This is a genomic window from Massilia violaceinigra (genome assembly GCF_002752675.1).
In the GTDB taxonomy this organism is placed as follows: Bacteria; Pseudomonadota; Gammaproteobacteria; order Burkholderiales; family Burkholderiaceae_D; genus Telluria_A; species Telluria_A violaceinigra.
In genome coordinates, this window is sequence record NZ_CP024608.1 from 6,538,947 (window position 1) to 6,555,830 (window position 16,884).

The window sequence follows — 16,884 nt, forward strand, 5'->3', positions numbered from 1 at the left end:
AGCATGGATCTGATCTTATGGCGGCATGCGGAGGCGCACGACGCCGAACCGGGCCAGGACGACATGGAACGCGCGCTCACGCCCAAGGGCCAGAAGCAGGCGCGGCGCATGGCCGACTGGCTGACCTCGCAGCTGCCCGACAGCTGCCGCATCCTGGTCAGCCCGGCGCTGCGCACCTTGCAGACGGTGGAGCCGCTCAAGCGCAAGTTCAAGATCGTGCACGATCTGGCGCCGGGCGCCGATCCGGAAGATGTGCTGATGGCGGCCAACTGGCCCAACGGGCGCGAGCCGGTGCTGGTGGTCGGGCATCAGCCGACCTTGGGTCAGGTGGCGGCCTTGCTGCTGTCGGGCCAGCCGCAGGATTGGCAGATCAAGAAGGCCAATGCGTGGTGGCTGGTGCAGCGCGAGGCGCTCGATCCCTACAGTCTGTACTTGAAAGGCGTGATGGCGCCCGACCTGATTGTTAAATAAGTGCAGCGCAAGCTTGAATTGCGACATCGATCTGCTAAAGTTTAGGAGTATCAACTAAGGGAGAAATCGCTCAACGGCGGTTCATGATCATGTTCAGCATGCTCGTCATGGCCATTTTTGGAGGGATGGTTGGGTTGGTGCTGTATGAGCTGGTGGAAGAGGTTCACGGCAGCGCGCTCGACCTGCGCGATCGCTATCACGAATAGCAAAGGGCCTGATAAGGGCCGATGAAAAAGCGGCGAGGCCTTTTGGGCGCTTGCCGCTTTTGCATTTGTGCGGGAGTGCCGCTACACTTTTCCGACGTCTCACTTCGACGTTGCCCCCCTACCACCGTCGCCCCCGCGCAGGCGGGGGACCAAGTTTGTATGCTCAGCCGCGGACTACTGAACGAACTTGGACTCCCGCCTGCGCGGGAGCGACGGATGGGTTGATTACCGTCCCGTCTTGAACTTCGTGAACGTCCTGGTCATCACCCTGCGGATATCCTGCGGCACCGCTTCCGGCGCGATCATCTTTTTCAGATCCTCATCCGACAGGAACACGCTCTTGTTCTCCGCAATATCCTTGCGCACGAACTTGATGCTGGCCTTATTCGGATTCGCGAAAAACACCTTGTTGGTCAGCCCGGCCTGCACTTCGGGACGCAGGATATAGTTAATCCACAGATGCGCATTGTTCGGATGCGGCGCATCGGCCGGAATGGCCATGGTATCGAACACCAGCGGCGCGCCGTTCTTCGGTACCAGCGCCTCGATCTTGACGCCCTTCTTCGCATCGATGGCGCGCTGGCGGGCGATATTGATATCCCCTGCCCAGCCGAATGCCACGCAAATGGCGCCATTGGCCATGTCGTTGATATACCCGGAAGAACTGAACAAGGTCACGCTCGGGCGCACCGCCTGCAGCATCTTGCCCGCTTCGGCATAATCGGCCGCATTCTTCGAATACGCCGGCTTGCCCATGTAATGCAGCGCCGCCGGAAACACCTCGGACGGCGAATCGAGGAACGACACGCCGCACGATTTCAGCTTGGACGTGTACACGGGATTGAAAATGAGCTCCCACACATTGGCCGGCAGCGGAGTCGTGCCCAGCGCGGCCTTGACCTTGTCGACATTGATGCCGACCGTCGTGTACCCCCACATCCAGTCCACCAGATGCTCGTTGTTCGGGTCCAGCGTGGCCAGCTTGGCCTGGATGCCCGGGTCGAGGTTAACCAGGTTCGGCAGCTTAGACTTGTCGAGTTTGCGCAGCAGCTTGCCGTCGATCTGCTGGCGTGCCCACGGCGCCGTCGGCACCACGATGTCATACCCCGATTTCCCGGCCACCAGCTTGGCGTTCAACACTTCGTTACTGTCGAAAACGTCGTAACGGACCGTGATGCCGGTTTCCTTGGTGAAGTTCTTGATCGTGTCGTCGCCGATGTAATCGGACCAGTTATACACGTTCAGGACCTTTTCCTCCGGCGCCTGGGCCTGGGCTGGAGAGCCCGACCAGATCACCGCGGCCAGGGCGGCAAGACCGAGCCCGAGCCGACGTTGTGCGTGCGTATGCCGATTGACTGCCACCATTGATGCCTCCGTAAGTAGATGAAAGCCCCGCATATCGGGGCGCGCTGCCAGAATGATCGGGCATTGCGGCCCCGTTGGCAAGCGCCGCCGCGCATGCCGAACTAGCCCACATCGCCCCTCTTGCGGTATCCTTTCCGCTTCTCCCCTTCCCGGACAGTTCCCGACGATGAAAACAACCCCTGCGGCGCCCGACGGGAACACGCCGGAACCACGTATGTACCGGGTGGTGGCCGACAGCATCCAGACCCTGATCGCCGCCGAGGGCATGCGGCCCGGCCAGCGCCTGCCGGCCGAACGCGACCTCTCCGCGCGCTTGGGCGTGAGCCGCGCCTCATTGCGCGAAGCGCTGATCGCCCTCGAGCTGGGTGGCGTGGTCGAGGTGCGCAGCGGCTCGGGCGTGTATGTCAGCGCGCAGGCGGGCGGCGCCAGCCAGGCGCCCGAAGTCGGCCCTGGACCGTTCGAGGTGCTGGCGGCGCGCCGCATGATCGAAACCGAGGTGGCCGGCATCGCCGCCAAGATGGCCACCGATTCGGCCATCGACGCCATCCTCACGGCCGTACTGGAAATGGAGCGCGACCATGAAGACCGCGCCAGCAACGAGCAGGCCGACCGCAACTTTCACCTGGCGCTGGCGCGCGCCACCGGCAACACGGCGCTGGTGGGCGCGGTCGACTACCTGTGGAACCAGCGCGGCACGCTCTGGCACAAGCTCAAGGAACACTTCCAGACCGAGGAACTGCGCAAGCAGACGCTGATCGACCACCGCAACATCCTGGCGGCGATCGCTGCGCACGATGTGGCCGGCGCGCGCCATGCCATGCGCACCCACCTCGAACGCGTCACCCGGACCTTCTCCCGTGCGTAAGCGGAGCATGGCACCGCGTACCGGCGGCTTTACCTACGTGGGGCTGATGGTGATGGTCGCGGTGATCGGCGTGGCGACGGCGGCCACCGTCTCGGTGGGCGACCTGGCGCGCCGGCGAGAAGCCGAAAACGAGCTTCTGTTCGTCGGCAAGCAGTACATCCGCGCCTTTCTCGAATACGAACTCAATACGCCGGAAGGCCACGCCAGCCATGCGCCATCGCGCCTGGAAGACTTGCTGCAGGACCCGCGCCAGCCGGGAATGAAACGCTACCTGCGCCAGATCTATCCCGATCCGATTACCGGCAAGGCCGACTGGCAGCTGGTGCGCGCGCCGGGCGGCGGCGTGATGGGGGTGCGCAGCGCATCGTGCGCGCCGACGATACGGCGCAGTTTTCCCGACGGCGACTGGATGTACCTCGATGGCCAGAAGCGCTACTGCGACTGGCAGTTCGCGTATGTGATGGCGTGCGGCGGGAACTGCAAGGACACGCTCAAGCCCGAAGACTGACAGCCTGGAACGAAAAAAAGACCACGCACAGGGTTGCCCTTGCGCGTGGCCAAACCGGCCACAAGGGCCGCTACTTCACCTGATCGATTGATTACTTGAATACGCAGGCACGCGCGATGTTGTCAGCTTCCTTTTCCTTGCCCGGCTCATTGCCTTTGGCGGTGCCGACGAAGGCCGTGCAGCGCGACGACGCTTTGTTCGACACGAAGTCGCTCATGGTCGCCACATCGTAGGCCTTGGCCAGCGCCGGCAGTTTCGATTTGTCGAAGCTGCTGTTCACGCCCACGCCCGCATTGACGTTATAAATCGTCACGCCATTGATGGTGACCGTGCGTGCCGATTGCTTCGAGCAGTTGCCGCACGAGCGATACAGCTTGCCGCCTTCTTCCGCGTAAAAGTTGGTGATGACGATTTTGCTGTTGACGCCGTTATTCTGGAACATCTTGTCGGCTGCTTTGTACGCCGCACCGCCGGTGACGGTCATGGTGCCGGCGCCTTTGAGAGTAGCCGCATCTTCGCCCACATCGCCCCAGTACACGTTCTCGATCTTGCAGTTGCCCGCGCAATGGACGCCATCGGCGCCGCCGGCGGTCAGGTTGCGGCCCGTGCCCTTGGCAGGATCGCCCAGCACCACGTTCTTGAGGGTGGCGCCAGCGCCGAGGGTGAAGTGAGGGATCTGGCTTTCCGACTGGCTGCCATCCATCTTCTTGATATTACCCACCAGGCATACCATCTTGCCGTATTTGACCAGGCCATCGAACACGGTGTTGGCCGGTACGTCGGTCGTTTGCGTGACCAGCACTTTGGTGCACGACGGGATGGCGCGCTTGCCGGGGGCGGCCAATGCGCTGGTGGCGACAAACAGTCCGACGACTGCGAAAAGAAGGGCGTTGAATCGTTTCATGGTGACTCCTGATGGATGAATGAAGTAACCACCCCCGCCAGGGGATGGCTCGAACAGAGCGAAATTACTGCGCCAGGTTGGTGCGCGCACCGGCGGTGGCGATGGCTTTCGCTTTCACGCCCGCAGCCGCGCTGGCGGTGTAGGCATAACCGGTAGGGCCGTAGGCCTTGGTGGTTTTCCAGTCGGTGGCGTTGGCGTAAATGCCGTCTTCCGGCGCGCCCCAGGTAATGCCGCTGCCGACGAAGTTGTTGCGCAGGTCCCAGTAACCGAGTTTGGCGCTGTCGCGCGAGGTGACCGGGTTCCTGACGTTCTCAAAGTAGTTCGATTCGACCAGCGCCATCGCGCCCATGCGCACGTTGATGCCCGAGGTATCCACGTTGCCGAAGTAGTTGTTGAAGATGTGGGCTTTACCGTAGCGCAGCAGCGGCAGGCGCGACTTGACGTTCTCGAAGCGGTTGTTGTGGTAGGTGGTCAGCGAGCCGGCGTTGAGCGTATCCTTTTCGCTGAAACCATTGAGCGCCACCTTCTGGTAGTTGTACACGTAGTTGTACGACACCGTGATGTGGTTGGCGCCCTTCTTCATGTCGATGCCGCCGTCGAACGACGCATCGCCCGCGCCAGGGCACGACTTGATCGAAGCGAAGATAGTGTTGTGGTCGATCCAGATCTTGCTTGGCTTGCCGCTCGACGTGCCTTCGATCGAAATCGAGTCGGCGGCTTCGCCGCCCTGCAGCAGGCCGATGGTCATGTTCTGCACGATCACGTTGCTCGAATCGCCGACGATACGAATGCCGAAGTTGGCGGACGAATCGGCCGTGCCGCGGATCGTGATGTCGTTCTTGCCCTTGATTTCCAGCGTTTGCGCCGGTTTCTTCCACTGCGCGCAGACATCCTTGACGCTGGCGAAGTCGAACTTGCCGGTGTAGTTCAGTACCAGGCCGCCGCTGCCCGAATATGCCTTGATCTTCGCGGCCATCTCGGCCAGCGAGGCCACGTTCACGGCAGCCTTGCTGCCGCCGCCCGTGGTGGCGGCGCCGTAGCCCACCGGTCCGGCCACCGCCTGGGTAGCGGCCAGCACAGCGGCTGCTGCCAGGGTCAGTTTCAATGTCGATACGTTCATGCGCTTACTCCGTAAGTATTGTTATTTTTCAAAACGCCGGACCGGCCGGGATGTTTTCCGCTGGCAGCGATGTAGACCGAACGGAGCGCCGCTTTGTTGCCGTATTGCATCCACTGAAAGCATGGGTAAATGCGTACTGCGGGTCGGCCGTCATGCAAATAAATCAACGTTCGCTAGGTCTGCTGCGAGGATGCTCGTTTGTATGTTGACGTGTCAATATGGTGTTAAATGATTAAAAGCATTATTAAGATACCAATTTCCGGGATCAACGCCGGCCACCGAACGCCAAGCTGTGAGATTGTCACAGTCAATGACTTTATTTTTCGCATAACATCTGAGTATATGCACCTAACGTATATCAACGTCGTCAAGATGCCATTTGCAATGGGATGTGGGCAAACGCGCCTGTATTTCAAGATAGATAAGACCTGATGCTGATTAAAAATGTAAAATACAAGCTCAAAAAACAACATTTGGTATGACCAAAATATGATATTGGTCCATCCATAATCGAGTTTTGGTCAGTCCACATGACAATCTTTGGCCGAATATAACGCGGTTTAGTCAGTTTTTGGCCTGACCAAAATGAAGGGTGATTCAGAGACGGCTGAAAGGCATGCCGTCGCGAGTGCTGCCCGGGGCGCCGCTGTAGAGGTTGTAGACGCCGGCACCGCTGTCGGGCGCGACGAGAATCCAGGTCGAGGTACTTTCGGTCAGAGGATCGAGTGGCAGGGTGCGCAGGTATTTGCGCTCCACCAGCTCGCCGAGCGTCTGCGGATAGCGTCCGTTATCGCCATAGAACTTGTCGATCACCCCGCGCGTGATGTGCAGGTTTTCCTTGAGGACCGTCTCTTTCGACTGGTCGATGCTGCGGAAAAAACGCGGCGCGGCGATCGTCAGCAGCAGCGCCAGGATCGCCAGCACCACCAGCAGTTCGATCAGCGTGAAGCCGCGCTTACCAGCGCCTGTACGCAATACCATTCAGGCCCACCTGTTCAGAATTGGAGTGCACATCGTAGACATCCTCGCCCGGCTTGGGGTCGGCCGGGTCGCTCTGGTAAGAGCGCAGGCGCCAGGTCTGCTCCGCCGGCACGGACAGATCGTCATGGAACGGATCGCGCGGCAGCGCGCGCAGAAAGAACACCTTGCGCGCCTTGGCGCTGCGCTGGTCAGGCACGCCGTTCACCAGCGCCTGCAGGTTGGACGGATAGCCGCTGCCATCGAGCAGGCTGGCGATGCGGCCCTCGCCGGCCGCGCGCTTGTATTCGTCGAGCGCGGTGCGAATGTCGCGCAAGGCCAAGCGCAACTCCTGTTCCTTCTGGCGCTGCACCGCCACCTGCGCCAACGGCAAGGCAATGGTGGACAACAGCGCCACGATCGCCAGCGTCACCATCAGCTCGATGAGCGTAAAGCCGCGCATGCGCATGTCAGCCGCCGGTCCGTTCAGGCAGCAACGGGCTGGCCGGTGCTGGCGCAGGCACCGGCGGCGGCTCCTGCGGCACCGGCTGGCCGGGCTGGCCCGCCTGGCCGCCCTGCCCGCGCAGGCTGCCGTCCGTACCCGCATCGAACTCCACCTCGCCGCCGGCGCCACGGGCCTGGTTGCGCAGCACGCGCGGCGTGATCGACAGGACAATCTCGGTCTTGGTGCGCTCCCGGCCCTTGCTGCCGAACAGGCGGTCGAGCATCGGCAGCTCGCCCAGGCCCGGAATGGCGCTCGACGAACGCTTGTCGTTATCGCTGATCAGGCCCGCCAGCACCTGGTTCTCGCCGTCGCGCAGGCGCAGCACCGTGCTGGCATTGCGCGCGCCGATGCGGTAGCCGTACGGCTGGTCGTTACTGTCAAAGATCGTGCCCAGGATGCTGCTCACTTCCAGACTGAGTTTGATCGACACCTCATCGTCCATATACACAACCGGCTCGGCTTCGAGCTTGAGGCCGACGTCGAGGTAATTGACCGACTGCGAGGTCACGCCGGTCGAGGTGACGTTGGCCGACACGCTCGGCACCCGCTCGCCGACCCGGATCAGCGCCTTTTCACGGCTCTTGATGCGGATGCGCGGATTGGCCAGCACGCTGACGTTATCGCGGTTCACCGATGCCGACAGCCGCATCGGATCGACGCTGGCCAGCAGGCCGCGCGAGTTCAGGTTTTTCAGGTCGCTGAGGGTGAACGGGCTGGTGGTGACGCTGCCGTCGTACATCACCGTCGACGCGCCGAGCGGCGTCAGGCTGACGTTGCCCGGCCACTTCACGCCCAGCGATTCGAGGTCGCTGCGCTGCACTTCCAGAATCTCGACTTCCAGCATCACCTCCGGTTCGGCCACGTCGTGCAGCGCCACCAGCTTGGCCGCCATCAGGATGGTCTCGGGCGTATCGCGCAGCACCAGCATGTTGAGTTTTTCATCCACCACGAGGTCGCGCGTCTTGAGCAGGGTGCGCAAGCTGTTGGCGACCGTTTTGGCTTCGGCGTTGGCGATGTGGAAGCTGCGGATCGTCAGCTTCTGGTATTCGCGCTGCTTGGCCGAGTCGTTCGGGTACAGCAGCACGGTGTGCTCGTCGACGATGCGCTGTTCCATCTGCACGCTCATCAAGAGATTGCGCAGCGCCTGTTCGATGGTCGTGTCGTGCAGATTGAGCGTGACGCGCAGGTCGGCCGGCACGTCCTTGTCGAGCGTGAAGCTGATGCCCGAGGTGCGCGACATCGATTCGAGCACCGCGCGCAGCGGCGCATCGTGAAAGCGCAGGCTCAGTCGCTTCTGGAACGCCTTGCCCAGTGCCGTGCTGGCCGGCGCGCTTTCCGCGCGCTCGCGCAGGGCCTGCAGCAGCTTCGCCGCGCGCTGGTTCTTGGGGTATTTCCCCAGCAGCGCACGCAAGGCCTCTCCGGCTTCCTCGCGCTTGCCGGCGGCAAGCAGCTGCTCCGCGCCGGCAAGCGCCTGCGCCTGCGCTTGCGCCGCGGCCAGGCTGCGCATGCCGATCATGGACTGGTCCACCGCGCCCAGGACGGCGGCGCGGCGGTATCCCTCCTGCGCCGCATCCCACGATCCGCGTGCCACATCCTGCGCCGCCTGCGCCAGCACCTGGTTGGTCAGCTGGATGCGGGTATTGGCCAGCAGGACGCGCGCCTCGATGTGCCCGGGGGCTGCGGCCAGCACCTGCTCCAGCCGCGACATGCCCTCTTCCAGCTTGCCGGCATCGAGCAAGGCGCGCACTTCCGGCGGCATGGGCTGCGGTCCGGCCGCGCACGCGGCCAGGCCGGCCAGGCTGCATACCAATGCCACATTGCGTGCGATTTTTCTCATTCTTCTGTCCCGAAACTGATCCGGTGTTCCTTGCCGGTTTGTTGATCCTGAATGTTCACCGATTCCTGGCGCAAGGCCAGCACGCGATAACGTTTTTCGAATACGGTGCCGGCGCGCGCCAGCAGCACGGCGTCGTTGCGCAGCAAGTAGGCTTCGCGCACGCCGTCTTCCACCTTGAAACCGAGCAGCACGAACGGCGCCACCGGCTTCTCGCTGGCGTCCGCCGCATCGGCCGCCGCGCCCTGCGCCGCAGGCTCCGCGGGGCCGCCCGCAAACAGGTCGGGCACAGGATCGGCCGGATCGGCGATGACGTTCGGCGCGCCCACTGGCATCACCACGGCCAGCGCCGTTTGCGGGCGGCGCGGACGTTCGCTCACACCGACCACCTCGGGTTCGGGCACTCTGTCGAACAGCATCAGCAAGCCGACGCCCAGCATCACCACCAGCATGATCTTCAGGCGGGTTGACATCAGGACGCCCTTTGCGCCGGTGCTTGCGCCGTGAACCAGACCGAAAAGAGCAGGCGCGCCTCGATTCCGGCGCCGACAGGGGCGCGGTGGATGCCCAGTTCGTCGAGCGACAGGCCGGGAATGGCCTGGGCCGCGCGCAGGAAGCGGCGCACCTGCGGATAGGTGCCGGTGGCCGGCATCTGCACCTGCCAGCGGCCGACGCGGCCCGTTTCCTGGCGCCGGTAGTCGGCCTGCGCGATCGTCAGTCCGTGTTCGGCGGCCAGGGCGAACAGGCGCTGCACCGCTGCATCGGCACGCGCCGCCGGTGGCAGTGCACTGTGCGGCGCGCCATGCGGAGCGCTGGCCTGGGCCGCCTGGGTGCGCGTGCTCAGTTGTTCGCTCGCCTGCATTGACAGGGCCTCGCGCAAGGCCGCCTCCTGCGACGGCAGCCACCAGCCCCACGCCAGCAGTGCGCCCAGCAGCAAGACTGCGCCGGGCAGCATCCACAGGCCGTGGCGCACCGCCAGTACCTCAAGGCGCCAGCGCAACGCGTTCAATTGCATCATGGCGCGCTCCGCGGTTCCGCGTCGGGCAGGCGGTATGGCGCCGCCAGCTGCGCTTCGTAGTGGAAGTTAATGCCGCCTTCAGCCGCTGCTTCGTGCCGCATCAGGCTCAGACGGGTAAATACCGGGCTGCCCTGGAGCGAGCGCAGGTAATCCTGAAGCCCCGCGACGTCGGCCATGTTGGCCTGGACCTTCACGACACCGCGCGCCAGATCCGGCTCGAACGATTGCAGGCGCGCCTGCGGCACGCGTTCGAATGCGCGGAAAATCTCTTCCCATGGCTGCGCGCGCTGCAGCATGGATTGGCGCAGCAGCTGCGCTTCCTCGGCCAGCGGCTGCACGCGGCTGCGTTCGGAGCGCGCGCGCTGCTCGCTGGCTTCCACGCGCGCGGCCTGCGCCACCCTCGCCTGCTCCAGGTCGCGCCGCACCTGCAGCACGCGTTCGATGGTCAGAAAACCAAGGACGCCCGCCAGCAGCGTGAAGGCGATGCCCAGCTGGGTGCCGCGCATGCGCCAGTCCCAGCGCCACATGCCGCGCTGGTCGGCAAAGTCGATCATCATCGGCTTCATGCGGCCGCCTCCAGGTGCGTCCAGCCGGCAGGCATGGCGGGACCGGACCAGAAGCACGCAGCCGGCAAGGCGACGCCGAGGCGCGCCAGTTCCAGCGCCAGCAAACCGTCGACGTCCTGGCCCGGCTGCTGGCGCACCAGTTGCAGCCGCGCCTTGTGCCAGATCAGCAGATTGACCACGCCATCGGCCGCGGCGCACCACACGCCGTCGGCGGGCAACACCGCGCAGTGGCGATTCCAGTCCTGCAGCAGCGCCGGCAGCACCCGCGCCAGCGAAAAGCCGGCCAGCGCCTGGCGCAGGCTGCGCGGAATCGCACAGGCGAGCATCGGCGCGTCGGCCTGCCAGTCGGCCTGCAGGAGCCAGTCGGCCGGCGTCTGGCCGTACAGAGTCTCGAAGCGGGCGTCGAGCAGCAGGCGGCAGTCGCGCAGGCCGGAAATGCCGGCCGGCGGTTCCAGCAAAAAGGTACGGCTCCAGCAATCGGCCACGCGCACCGACAGGCGCGCGCGCGCCGGCAGCAGTTGCGCCAGTTCGGCTTTCATCGCGGTCCAGTCGCCCCCATGCGCCTTGAGCGTGGTGCGTTGCGCGCCGCGCCGCAGCGCGATGGTGTGGGCGCCGATGTCGACGCCGATGTTTTCAGCCTGCCAGCGTGACACGTTTTACCTCTTCCAATGTGGTTTCGCCGCTCGCGACCAGCGCCAGTGCATCGTCGAACAGGCTGCGCATGCCGCCGGCGCGGGCCAGTTCCTTGATCTGGCGCAGCGGCCGCCGTTCGATCACCAGTTCGGCCAGCGCATCGTCGAGAATCAGAATTTCAGCCACGGCGCGCCTTCCCTTGTAGCCGGTACCGCGGCACTCGCCGCAGCCAACGCCGCGCCGGAAGTTGTAGTGCGAGACAGCCGCGCGGGTCAGGCCGCTGCGCAGCAGTTCCTCGGCATCCGGCGTGTACGGGGCGCTGCACTGGCGGCACGACAGGCGCACCAGGCGCTGTGCGATCACGCCGTTGAGGGCCGACACGAACGAGTACGGGTCGATCCCCATGTGCGCAAAGCGGCCGAACACGTCGAACACGTTGTTGGCGTGGACGGTGGAGAGCACCAGGTGGCCGGTGAGCGCCGACTGCACGGCGATTTCGCCGGTTTCCTTGTCGCGGATCTCGCCGACCATGATGATGTCCGGGTCGTGCCGCAGGATCGAGCGCAGCCCGCGCGCGAACGACAGCCCTTTCTTGTCGTTCACGGGAATCTGCAAAATACCGGGCAGCTGGTACTCGACCGGGTCTTCGATGGTGATGATTTTTTCGTGGCCGCTGTTGATTTCGGTGATCGCGCCGTACAGTGTCGTGGTCTTGCCCGAGCCGGTCGGCCCGGTCACCAGCACCATGCCATACGGTTCCGATACCAGGCGCCGCATGGTGGCCAGGTGGTCGGCTGCGAAGCCGGACGAATCGAGCGTCAGCGTGCCGTGCGCACTGATCATCGACTGCTTGTCGAGAATGCGGATGACGGCATCTTCGCCATGCACGCTCGGCATGATCGAGACGCGCAGGTCGATTTCGCGGCCCTGCGCCTCGACCCGGAAGCTGCCGTCCTGCGGCACGCGGCGTTCGGCGATATCGAGTTCGGCCAGCACCTTGATGCGCGAGATGGCTTGCTCCGCGAGCGCGCTGCCGGCTACCTGCGCGGCCTGATCGAGCACGCCGTCGATGCGGTATTTGGTCAGCATGCCGCCCGGCGTGCTCTCGAAGTGGATGTCCGATACGCCGGATTTGAGCGCGTCGTACAGTGTGGAGTTGACCAGCTTGACGGCAGGGCTGCCGGCGTCGCCCAGCGAGGCGTAGCTCAGGCTCTCCATCAGGCGCGCGGAATCGCCCTCGCCCGCCTCGCCGGTGACCAGCGAGTCGATCGAGCGCACCGATTCCTCCTGCTTGGACAGATAGGCATGCAGGTCGGCCGGCAGCGCCAGGCGCCAGCGCACCGGCGCGCCGGCCAGCGTTTCGGCCCACACTTGCAGATCCTGCGCGTACGGGTCGCACAGCACCGCGCACAGGCCGTGGGCGTCACGCAGCAGCACGCACTGGCGCTGCTGCGCGCGCGCCAGCGGCAAGCGGTCAAAAGCCGGCGTGCAGGCCAGCATGCCTGCCATGTCGATGGCGGGCAGGCGAAACACATCGGCCGCTTGCGCCAGCAGCAGGCGCGGTTCGGACTGGGTCAGCGCTTCGAGTTCGGCGAAGAAGGCACGGCCCGACTGGCGCGCGTTGTGCTGCGCCGTGCGCAGGGACTCCATCATGGGCGCCATCTCCATAGGGTTCATTGCAGGGTACCTGCCAGGTCGAAGATCGGCATGTACAGCAGCACCACGATGGCGCCGATGACGACGCCAATCGCCGCCATCAGCACCGGCTCGAAGGTCTTGCTGAATTTCTCGATCCACAGCGTGGTCTCGGCGTCGTAAAACAGCGCGGCGCGCGTGAGCATCAGCCCCAGTTGGCCGGAGCGCTCGCCCACCCGCAGCATGCGCAGCGCGATCGGCGTGGTCAGGCCGTTCTGTTCGAGCGACTCGGAAAAGCTGCCACCCTGCGCGATGGCGTGGCGCGCCGCCGCCAGCGCCGCGCGCCGTCCCGGCGATATGGCGCCGCTGACCATGTCCAGCGCCGACACCACGGCGATGCCGCCTTCGAGCAGCATGCCGAGGGTAAGGTACAGGCGCGCCAGTTCCAGGATGTGCATGCGCTGCCTGACGCCCGGCAGTCGGGTGAACAGCTGCATCAGCTGGCCCGAGCGGTGCATGCGGCGCAGCCAGAAGAACAGCGCCGCACCCATGCCGGCCATTGCCAGCATGATCGCCATGCCATGGCCGGCGACGGCGGCACCCCATTTGATCAGCCACTGCGACAGCATCGGCAGTTCGCGCCCGCTGCCCTGGTAGACGGCGGAGAACTTGGGCACCACGTACCCGAGCAGGAACATGCTGACGGCACTGCCGACGCTGAGCAGGATCACCGGATAGATCGAGGCGCTGACCAGGCGGTTACGCACGCCATCGACGCGCACCTGGTATTCGATGTAGCGGGTCAGCGCCTGCGGCAGGTCGCTGGTGCGCTCGGCCGCCTTGACGATGCCGCCGAACAGCGGCGGGAACGATGCCGGTTCGGCCGCAATCGCCACCGAAAAACGCAGGCCGTCGCGCATGCGCGCCAGCAAGCGGGCCAGCAGCGCGCCGGTATCGGTGTGGGATTCTTTTTCGCTGAGCGCTTCCAGGCTTTCGACCAGGCCCAGCCCCGCTTCAAGCAGTGCGAGCAGCTCCTGGGTGAACAGCACGAGGGAAAAGGTTTTGCCGCGGCGCTGGACGCTCACCGCCACTGGCCGCACTTCGAGGACGGTCAGGCGCCGTTCGACGGCGGCGCGCGACGCCGCGGTGGCATCGCTGGCATCGAGTTCCAGCATCTGGACCCGGTTGTCGGGCCCTACAGCACGAATCGCGAAGCGCACGGGCGGATCAGCGCGTGACGCCGGCGACAAGGCCGCGCAACTGCCGGCGTGGAATTGAATTCATGCTGCCCCTGCTCTCAAAAATTCCCGTTCGAACAAGCGGTGGTTTGCCACTCGGCGAAGGTGCTCGCCCACTTGCACATCATCGGTCATACCAGTTAGTTTTCGGCCTGACCAATTCGCATTCTACTACTGTTAATGTCATTTGGATATGTGACTTTAAAGACACGACTTTCGCAGTTCTTCATTGCAAAATCGTCTATATTCGTGCCAGATGAACACTGCCAGAAGGTGAGGCGTCACAGCGTTGCAACGCGGCGCAGATGCGCTTGACTGATTCATAACCGGCTGGCTATAATTAAACCTATAACCAACCAGTTATGGGTTTCACATGCAAAACGACGTTAGTGATGTGCTGTTCAGGACGCTTGCGGATCCGACCCGCAGAGCCCTCTTCGAGAGGCTGTGCCGCGACGGCGAGCTGACCGTGGGTGCACTGACGGAGCAGGCCGGCATATCGCAGCCGGCCGTGTCGAAGCACCTCAAGAATCTGAAAGAAGCGGGCCTGGTCCGCGACCGGCACGAAGGGCGGCAAACGCACTTCAGTGCACAGCCGCGGGCACTTGCTCCCCTGCTGGACTGGACGGCCCAGATGAACGCTTTCTGGGAAAGCCGCTTCGACTCCCTGGAAGACCTCTTGAAAAGGATGGACCAATGAACGACGCCTCGCTTCACACCCGCACCGTTGTCGTTGAACGCGACTTCCCGCATCCCGCCGAGAAGATCTGGCGCGCGCTCACCCAGCCGCACCTGATCGAAGCCTGGCTGATGAAAAGCGATTTCGCACCCGTGCCCGGTCACCGCTTCAGTTTTAACGCGGACTGGGGTTCGGTGGCGTGCGAAGTCGTGGTGATCGAACCAAACAGTTCCCTGTCGTACACCTGGTCCGCCATGGGACTGGAGAGCGTGGTGACCTGGACGCTTTGCCCCACGAGCACCGGAACGCACCTGCGGATGGAACAGACCGGTTTTCGTCCGGAGCAGGAACAGGCCTACCGCGGTGCGCAATATGGCTGGCCGAAGTTCATGGCGGAGCTGGAGAATGTACTGTCCAGGGAAAATTGATTAACCGGAGAGACGAGGAGGAATTCGGCGATGAATCAAGTGACCAGCACCAATCCCAAGGTCGACGCAATGCTGCAACGCACGACGAGCTGGGGCGACGAGTTCGCGCTATTGCGATCGATCGCGCTTAACTGCGGCCTGACGGAAGAATTGAAGTGGGGCCAGCCCTGCTACTCGGACGACGGCAAGAACATCGTCCTCATTCATGGCTTCAAGGAGTACTGTGCCGTTTTGTTCTTCAAGGGCGCCTTGCTCAAGGATCCCAAGGGCATCCTGGTCATGCAAACCGAGAACGTGCAGTCCGCGCGTCAGGTCAGGTTCACCAGTCTTGCGCAGATCAAGCGGCAGCGCGCGGCCTTGAACGCCTACCTGTTGGAGGCAATCGAGGTGGAACGCGCGGGCCTGAAAGTCGCCTTCAGGGAGACGGCCGAGTTTGCATTGCCGGAAGAGTTCCAGGCCAGACTGGCACAGCTGCCCGCGCTCAGGAGTGCCTTCGAAGCGTTGACACCCGGCCGCCAGCGCGCCTACCTGCTTCATTTTGCCGGCGCCAAGCAGTCGACAACCCGAGCGTCAAGAGTGGAAAACTGCATACCCCTCATTCTGGATGGCATTGGACTCAACGACCGGTAAGCGACACGCTCGCCACGGCCGGTATTCCAATAATGGCCATGACGAACGCCGATTACGCTTGTGAGGCATTTATTTCGCCCGCCAACCGCCGGCCAGGGAGCTGGCGGCAGAGTCCCGCGAAGGCGCCGGGACGGTTGGCCCGCAGCCCGTTGCGGCGGCGCCCGGCCTTGCGGGTCTCCCACTGGCCAGGCAGCGGCGCTGTAGCGGAAAGTTCGATTCTGTCCGTCAGCGACCGTTGCAGTTGCTCCGCCATCGATAGCCAGCGTGCCGCCGGACGTGTTCACGGTCGTGGTCACTCCCGCAGTGGACTTGATGTCGTGCGTCTGCCCGTCGGACGGCGCAGCCGGCAAGGTCATCGTCTTGCCAGTCACCGTCACCGTGGTGAAGCGGTCGGCGGGTAGCAGCGACCAGTCGACGTCGTAGCTCGCCGAGGGTGCATGCGCTTCGCCAAACGTCGTGAACGTCGCGTTCTCGAATGCCACCGGGGCGTCCACGACTGTCGCGTCAGCACCAACGCCGATCGTCACGGTCTTTCCGGAGATAGCGGTGATCTGCTTGATCCCGGAGACCCCGGCGATGGTGATGTATTGCCCGACAGCCAGGTCGGCCGAATTGCTGACGACCAGCTGGTCGCTCGCGCTCGCGATGCTCCCCTTCGTCGCGCCACCGTTGAGCGTGCCTTGAGTACCCGGCGTCAGGCACAGGGAGCCAAGCGTGCCTCCGGCAACCGGCCGGCTCTGCCACACCACATCTCCGCGCTGGTATGTAAGCGCGGAGCCCGCATACTCGACACTGGGCGGCGTCGGCGCCGCAATGAAAGACACTTGCGCCTCGCCACCCGCATCCCCGCCGAGAAACACGCCATGAAGGAACCACGGCGCAGCCTGGCGCCAATGGCAATGGGTGGTGGGATAGCGGATGACTTGTCGATTGGGCGACGAGTTCTTGAGTGTCCAGTACTTGGTGGCCTGGTCGTACTGAAGGATGGAATAGTCCGTGTGCGGCGCGTCCGGGGTTGCCCATTCGAACGCGATCATGGCCGCATCCGATGTTCCCAGAAGGGACTGAATGCGGACAGGCGAGCGGGTATTGTTGTACACGAGCGGAGTCCGCGACGCGACGCCGTTCTCCAGCACGAAACAGGTGCTGTCCGAATGAATCATGGAGGCACCAAGCGTCCCCCCGATGACGTTGCACTGCCCCTTCAGGATGCTCTCGCGACCGGGTGCGGCGCCCTCGCTGTAACCGCCATCTTGCCGTTGGGCCGCGAAATCGGATCATGGCATGTGGCCAGTGAGTCCTGGTCCATCGACATCAAACAA

Annotated in this window: 20 protein-coding genes; 7 read left to right on the forward strand and 13 right to left on the reverse strand. The window is 63.9% G+C overall.

Annotation, left to right across the window (positions count from 1 at the left end; genetic code table 11):
* Nucleotides 1-3 precede the first annotated feature (3 nt).
* Nucleotides 4-471, forward strand: a complete 468-nt coding sequence (sixA, locus tag CR152_RS28185) for a phosphohistidine phosphatase SixA (protein WP_099880537.1) — start codon at nt 4-6, stop codon at nt 469-471.
* Between the two features lie 83 nt (nt 472-554).
* Nucleotides 555-677: a hypothetical protein gene (locus CR152_RS34745; RefSeq protein WP_267876252.1), complete on the forward strand. Its 123-nt coding sequence runs from the start codon at nt 555-557 to the stop codon at nt 675-677.
* Nucleotides 678-902: 225 nt separating this feature from the next.
* Here the strand turns inward: CR152_RS34745 and CR152_RS28190 are convergent, their stop codons facing one another.
* The gene (locus tag CR152_RS28190; RefSeq protein WP_099880539.1) at nt 903-2,042 is read right to left on the reverse strand and encodes a polyamine ABC transporter substrate-binding protein; all 1,140 of its coding nucleotides are present in this window, start codon (nt 2,040-2,042) and stop codon (nt 903-905) included.
* 166 nt (nt 2,043-2,208) lie between these two features.
* Between CR152_RS28190 and CR152_RS28195 the strand changes: the two genes are divergently transcribed.
* A complete protein-coding gene (locus tag CR152_RS28195) occupies nt 2,209-2,907 on the forward strand; it encodes a FadR/GntR family transcriptional regulator (protein WP_099880541.1) in 699 nt (232 codons plus the stop codon).
* A gap of 7 nt (nt 2,908-2,914) precedes the next feature.
* Nucleotides 2,915-3,415, forward strand: a complete 501-nt coding sequence (locus CR152_RS28200) for a type II secretion system protein (protein ID WP_099880543.1) — start codon at nt 2,915-2,917, stop codon at nt 3,413-3,415.
* A gap of 91 nt (nt 3,416-3,506) precedes the next feature.
* Here CR152_RS28200 and CR152_RS28205 read toward each other — a convergent pair whose 3' ends face one another.
* The 11 genes from CR152_RS28205 to CR152_RS28260 form a co-directional block, all read right to left on the reverse strand.
* Nucleotides 3,507-4,319 (reverse strand): pectate lyase, encoded by an 813-nt coding sequence (locus CR152_RS28205; RefSeq protein ID WP_099880544.1) that lies wholly within the window; start codon nt 4,317-4,319, stop codon nt 3,507-3,509.
* Between the two features lie 64 nt (nt 4,320-4,383).
* Nucleotides 4,384-5,439, reverse strand: coding sequence for a pectate lyase family protein (locus tag CR152_RS28210; protein WP_099880546.1), 1,056 nt, complete (start codon nt 5,437-5,439; stop codon nt 4,384-4,386).
* Between the two features lie 597 nt (nt 5,440-6,036).
* Nucleotides 6,037-6,420, reverse strand: coding sequence for a prepilin-type N-terminal cleavage/methylation domain-containing protein (locus CR152_RS28220; RefSeq protein WP_099880550.1), 384 nt, complete (start codon nt 6,418-6,420; stop codon nt 6,037-6,039).
* The gene (locus CR152_RS28225) at nt 6,395-6,859 is read right to left on the reverse strand and encodes a type II secretion system protein (protein ID WP_099882867.1); all 465 of its coding nucleotides are present in this window, start codon (nt 6,857-6,859) and stop codon (nt 6,395-6,397) included. The genes CR152_RS28220 and CR152_RS28225 overlap by 26 nt, the downstream gene beginning before the upstream one ends.
* Before the next feature lie 7 nt (nt 6,860-6,866).
* Nucleotides 6,867-8,738: a secretin GspD/PilQ domain-containing protein gene (locus CR152_RS28230; protein WP_099880552.1), complete on the reverse strand. Its 1,872-nt coding sequence runs from the start codon at nt 8,736-8,738 to the stop codon at nt 6,867-6,869.
* On the reverse strand, nt 8,735-9,208 hold the full coding sequence (locus tag CR152_RS28235) for a hypothetical protein (RefSeq protein ID WP_099880554.1): 474 nt from the start codon (nt 9,206-9,208) through the stop codon (nt 8,735-8,737). The genes CR152_RS28230 and CR152_RS28235 overlap by 4 nt, the downstream gene beginning before the upstream one ends.
* A complete protein-coding gene (locus CR152_RS28240) occupies nt 9,208-9,753 on the reverse strand; it encodes a GspMb/PilO family protein (RefSeq protein ID WP_099880556.1) in 546 nt (181 codons plus the stop codon). Before CR152_RS28240 ends, CR152_RS28235 begins: the two co-directional genes overlap by 1 nt.
* Entirely contained in the window at nt 9,750-10,319 is a 570-nt protein-coding gene (locus tag CR152_RS28245; RefSeq protein WP_099880558.1) for a PilN family protein, read from the reverse strand. The genes CR152_RS28240 and CR152_RS28245 overlap by 4 nt, the downstream gene beginning before the upstream one ends.
* On the reverse strand, nt 10,316-10,972 hold the full coding sequence (locus CR152_RS28250) for a hypothetical protein (RefSeq protein WP_099880560.1): 657 nt from the start codon (nt 10,970-10,972) through the stop codon (nt 10,316-10,318). Before CR152_RS28250 ends, CR152_RS28245 begins: the two co-directional genes overlap by 4 nt.
* Nucleotides 10,953-12,605 (reverse strand): GspE/PulE family protein, encoded by a 1,653-nt coding sequence (locus CR152_RS28255; RefSeq protein WP_370663834.1) that lies wholly within the window; start codon nt 12,603-12,605, stop codon nt 10,953-10,955. The genes CR152_RS28250 and CR152_RS28255 overlap by 20 nt, the downstream gene beginning before the upstream one ends.
* Nucleotides 12,606-12,625: 20 nt before the next feature.
* On the reverse strand, nt 12,626-13,807 hold the full coding sequence (locus tag CR152_RS28260; RefSeq protein ID WP_099882869.1) for a type II secretion system F family protein: 1,182 nt from the start codon (nt 13,805-13,807) through the stop codon (nt 12,626-12,628).
* Between the two features lie 391 nt (nt 13,808-14,198).
* On the opposite strand from CR152_RS28260, the gene CR152_RS28265 reads away from it, so the two are divergent.
* The 3 genes from CR152_RS28265 to CR152_RS28275 are packed head-to-tail and all read left to right on the forward strand — an operon-like array spanning nt 14,199 to nt 15,562.
* Complete coding sequence (locus CR152_RS28265; protein ID WP_099880564.1) at nt 14,199-14,525, forward strand: ArsR/SmtB family transcription factor; 327 nt, start codon at nt 14,199-14,201, stop codon at nt 14,523-14,525.
* On the forward strand, nt 14,522-14,932 hold the full coding sequence (locus CR152_RS28270) for an SRPBCC family protein (protein WP_099880566.1): 411 nt from the start codon (nt 14,522-14,524) through the stop codon (nt 14,930-14,932). Before CR152_RS28265 ends, CR152_RS28270 begins: the two co-directional genes overlap by 4 nt.
* Before the next feature lie 30 nt (nt 14,933-14,962).
* Nucleotides 14,963-15,562, forward strand: a complete 600-nt coding sequence (locus CR152_RS28275) for a YdeI/OmpD-associated family protein (RefSeq protein WP_099880568.1) — start codon at nt 14,963-14,965, stop codon at nt 15,560-15,562.
* Here CR152_RS28275 and CR152_RS33385 read toward each other — a convergent pair.
* Complete coding sequence (locus CR152_RS33385; protein WP_157778794.1) at nt 15,466-16,725, reverse strand: hypothetical protein; 1,260 nt, start codon at nt 16,723-16,725, stop codon at nt 15,466-15,468. The genes CR152_RS28275 and CR152_RS33385 overlap by 97 nt on opposite strands.
* Nucleotides 16,726-16,884: the final 159 nt, after the last annotated feature.

Coding starts and splice junctions, on each gene's coding strand:
- CR152_RS28195 (WP_099880541.1), top strand. CDS start 2,209: ATGAAAACAACCCCTGCGGCGCCCGACGGGAACACGCCGGAACCACGT.
- CR152_RS28245 (WP_099880558.1), bottom strand. CDS start 10,319: ATGAAGCCGATGATGATCGACTTTGCCGACCAGCGCGGCATGTGGCGC.
- CR152_RS28225 (WP_099882867.1), bottom strand. CDS start 6,859: ATGCGCGGCTTTACGCTCATCGAGCTGATGGTGACGCTGGCGATCGTG.
- CR152_RS28240 (WP_099880556.1), bottom strand. CDS start 9,753: ATGATGCAATTGAACGCGTTGCGCTGGCGCCTTGAGGTACTGGCGGTG.
- CR152_RS28210 (WP_099880546.1), bottom strand. CDS start 5,439: ATGAACGTATCGACATTGAAACTGACCCTGGCAGCAGCCGCTGTGCTG.
- CR152_RS28275 (WP_099880568.1), top strand. CDS start 14,963: ATGAATCAAGTGACCAGCACCAATCCCAAGGTCGACGCAATGCTGCAA.
- CR152_RS28205 (WP_099880544.1), bottom strand. CDS start 4,319: ATGAAACGATTCAACGCCCTTCTTTTCGCAGTCGTCGGACTGTTTGTC.
- CR152_RS28200 (WP_099880543.1), top strand. CDS start 2,915: ATGGCACCGCGTACCGGCGGCTTTACCTACGTGGGGCTGATGGTGATG.
- CR152_RS28255 (WP_370663834.1), bottom strand. CDS start 12,605: ATGATGGAGTCCCTGCGCACGGCGCAGCACAACGCGCGCCAGTCGGGC.
- sixA (WP_099880537.1), top strand. CDS start 4: ATGGATCTGATCTTATGGCGGCATGCGGAGGCGCACGACGCCGAACCG.
- CR152_RS28190 (WP_099880539.1), bottom strand. CDS start 2,042: ATGGTGGCAGTCAATCGGCATACGCACGCACAACGTCGGCTCGGGCTC.
- CR152_RS28270 (WP_099880566.1), top strand. CDS start 14,522: ATGAACGACGCCTCGCTTCACACCCGCACCGTTGTCGTTGAACGCGAC.
- CR152_RS28265 (WP_099880564.1), top strand. CDS start 14,199: ATGCAAAACGACGTTAGTGATGTGCTGTTCAGGACGCTTGCGGATCCG.
- CR152_RS33385 (WP_157778794.1), bottom strand. CDS start 16,725: ATGATTCATTCGGACAGCACCTGTTTCGTGCTGGAGAACGGCGTCGCG.
- CR152_RS28230 (WP_099880552.1), bottom strand. CDS start 8,738: ATGAGAAAAATCGCACGCAATGTGGCATTGGTATGCAGCCTGGCCGGC.
- CR152_RS34745 (WP_267876252.1), top strand. CDS start 555: ATGATCATGTTCAGCATGCTCGTCATGGCCATTTTTGGAGGGATGGTT.
- CR152_RS28220 (WP_099880550.1), bottom strand. CDS start 6,420: ATGGTATTGCGTACAGGCGCTGGTAAGCGCGGCTTCACGCTGATCGAA.
- CR152_RS28235 (WP_099880554.1), bottom strand. CDS start 9,208: ATGTCAACCCGCCTGAAGATCATGCTGGTGGTGATGCTGGGCGTCGGC.